At 41.4% G+C, this 1,315-nt stretch carries 2 protein-coding genes; both read right to left on the minus strand.

Annotated elements, in window-relative coordinates; all coding sequences use genetic code 11:
• Positions 1 to 271: endonuclease/exonuclease/phosphatase family protein (locus tag NK638_RS12235; RefSeq protein ID WP_342454298.1), on the minus strand; the 271-nt coding region annotated here is incomplete at its 3' end.
• A gap of 233 nt (positions 272 to 504) precedes the next feature.
• The gene (locus tag NK638_RS12240) at positions 505 to 1,017 is read right to left on the minus strand and encodes a hypothetical protein (RefSeq protein WP_274633228.1); all 513 of its coding nucleotides are present in this window, start codon (positions 1,015 to 1,017) and stop codon (positions 505 to 507) included.
• Between the last annotated feature and the right edge of the window lie 298 nt (positions 1,018 to 1,315).

Genomic DNA, 1,315 nt, shown 5'->3' on the forward strand with positions numbered 1-1,315 from the left:
ACGCCGCCAGCGCTACTAAAGCGGCACTATCCCAAACTTCTTGTACAGCGATGATATCGGCATGAGCCTTCGCCAACAATTCGCTGATACCGCGTAGCTTATGATTGTATTCAGTATCATTATAAGCAGGGGCATTGTCATAATAAATGCGGTTGGGATTTGCAAAGTTCAATAAATTTGCGGTCGCGATATAAAATTGATGATTATCAGCCTTATTATTCATATATTCCCTATTATTTTTATAACGTCTGATATATTCATTAACATCCATAAATAATAAACTTTTTTCATAAAAAAAGCTTCCAAAGATGCCTTCGGAAGCCTCAAAATAACATAAATAATATAAATAAAAGCGATTGAAAGAAACTAATGTACAATTAAAATCTCTGCTGTAACGTCATAGTAAGCTCTTATAATACTGCTTAGTTTTTAGACTGTTATGCCTTTTTATTTATATTTCTGATGAGTTTTTATAAGATTTGTAGTACCTTATAAAAAAGCCAATTAAAAAACACGGTTCCATGCATCGCGTGAAGCTCGGCGAGCATCATTCCACTCTAGGCGAGACTCGCCTTTTACTTCGTGCCATGAGCGCTCTAAATCAGCTTCGTGGTCTTCAAAACGCGCATCGGCTGGATAGCGCGCACGATTGGCATAGCCTACTGCATATGCTGGGTGCAAATCACGATCAAAATCTAGACCTTCACGATAGTAGTCTGCATTGGCATACTCAGCGCGCCAGTATGCTTCTTCACGTGTCGGATCGATCGTTTCTGCGGCTGCATGACCTGCTCCTCCACCAACGACTGCGCCAATCGCGCCGCCAATTAGTGTCCCTAGCGGCCCTGCCATTGTACCAATAGCCGCGCCCGCTGCTGCACCGCCAACACCGCCAACGCCTGTTCCGATAGGATGAGAGCCTGGTTCACCGGTAATGATGTCTGCGTTTAGGTCTTTTTTAGACTCTTTTGACATGTGTTTTACTTCACTGCGATCGATACCGTCATGGTTACTCATAATATTATCCTTAAATTATTTGTTATGTTTTAACTAATCAGACCGCCAAGCTTGCGGACTTGCGAATACCATTAAAGTATAGGAATTTATGGATAATCTTCGATAGACGAGTTATGTAAACTCTGTCCCACTTCAGATTGCCTTACGTTACAGCCTGTATCTTTCTCACGGTCGTGTACGGCTGTTTCAGGGTTTCAGTAATAGTCTTTTATTGATTTTATCGTCTTCTTAATTTTCTATATCATTAGGGCGTGTTGAACATTCGACCATGGCACTGACAGCGACTATTTTTTAGGCG

It is taken from the genome of Psychrobacter sp. A3 (assembly GCF_028823565.1).
Taxonomy (GTDB): domain Bacteria; phylum Pseudomonadota; class Gammaproteobacteria; order Pseudomonadales; family Moraxellaceae; genus Psychrobacter; species Psychrobacter celer.